Source organism: Rhizobium sp. C4 (assembly GCF_021026315.1).
In the GTDB taxonomy this organism is placed as follows: Bacteria; Pseudomonadota; Alphaproteobacteria; order Rhizobiales; family Rhizobiaceae; genus Ensifer_A.
Genome location: NZ_JAJNCX010000049.1, coordinates 1 through 1,118, shown reverse-complemented (window position 1 = coordinate 1,118; position 1,118 = coordinate 1). Strand labels below are relative to the sequence as shown.

1 protein-coding gene is annotated in these 1,118 nt (G+C 60.6%); it reads right to left on the bottom strand.

Annotation, left to right across the window (positions count from 1 at the left end):
- Positions 1–53: 53 nt before the first annotated feature.
- A complete protein-coding gene (locus LQK84_RS25035; protein WP_165223274.1) occupies positions 54–1,046 on the bottom strand; it encodes an IS5 family transposase in 993 nt (330 codons plus the stop codon).
- Positions 1,047–1,118: the final 72 nt, after the last annotated feature.

Below are 1,118 nucleotides of genomic sequence, written 5' to 3'. Positions count from 1 at the left end.
GGCTTTGGTGCGTGGGTCGTTGAAAGAACGGAACTCCGTCTTTGATGCTGCTTCTATGGGTTAGCTTTTGTGCAGCGGACGGATTTCGGGCGTGCGCAGGCCAGCATGCGATTGAGGACAGCGCAGCCGATGGCGACTTCCGTCTGCTGGGTCGCGAATGAGCGCGCCCGCAGCCGCCGTCCGATGATTGATTTGTAACGGCCGATCGCCGTCTCGACCAAAGATCTTTTCCCGTAGCCGGTCGCGGCCTGCCACTTCATCCGGCCGTCGGCGTTGATCGCGGCTATATGACGGGCTCGTTGACTGGAGGGATCAGCGTCAGGTTGCTTCACAGCATTGGCGCGTGGCGGAATGATCACCGCCGCGTCAGGACTGTGATTGGTAAGGGCGCCATAGGTCGGATCGCCATCATAGGCGCCATCCGCGGTGAACTGGCCAATCGGCGTGTCGATCATCTGATCGAGCAGCGGCCCAACCTGTGAAGTGTCGCCGGCCTCCTGATCGGTCATGACGTGTGCGATGATGTCGCCGCTGTCGGCATCCAGCGCTAGGTGCAGTTTTCGCCAACCTCTGCGGGATTTGACACTATGCTTTTCCTCCAGCCACTGCCCCGCGCCGTAGACTTGCAAGCCGGTGCTATCGATCAGGACGTGGATGGGCCCCTTCTGAGGGATGCGATCATTGTGCCGCTTGTCCGGCACTCTCAGCCTACTGGCTCGACGGCTCAGGGTCGTATGGTCGGGAACGGGGAGATCCAGGCCCATCAGCTTCAGTACCGAAGTCAGCAAACCTTCCGTCTGGCGCAGCCGCAGCCCAAACACCAAACCAAGCGTCAGTGCCGTCTCGATCGCCAGATCGGAGTAGCGGGGCTGGCCACCGCGTGTTGTCCGCTTTGGTGCCTGCCAGCACGATAGTGCCTCCGGCGTCAGCCAAAGGGTTAGGCTGCCACGCCGACGCAGGCCTGCCTCGTATTCCCGCCAGTTCGTCACCTTAAACTTCATCTTGCCGATACGATGCCGGCGGCTGGCGTTGTGTTTGAAAGGCATGATCAGTCAGCTGGGTTGTTTCCACCCAATCCGACTACATCACCGCCCTTAAACGATCCGTGCACCAACGCC

What these genes read in the sequence shown, in the direction of transcription:
- LQK84_RS25035 (WP_165223274.1), bottom strand. Translation starts at nt 1,046, where the DNA reads ATGCCTTTCAAACACAACGCCAGCCGCCGGCATCGTATCGGCAAGATG.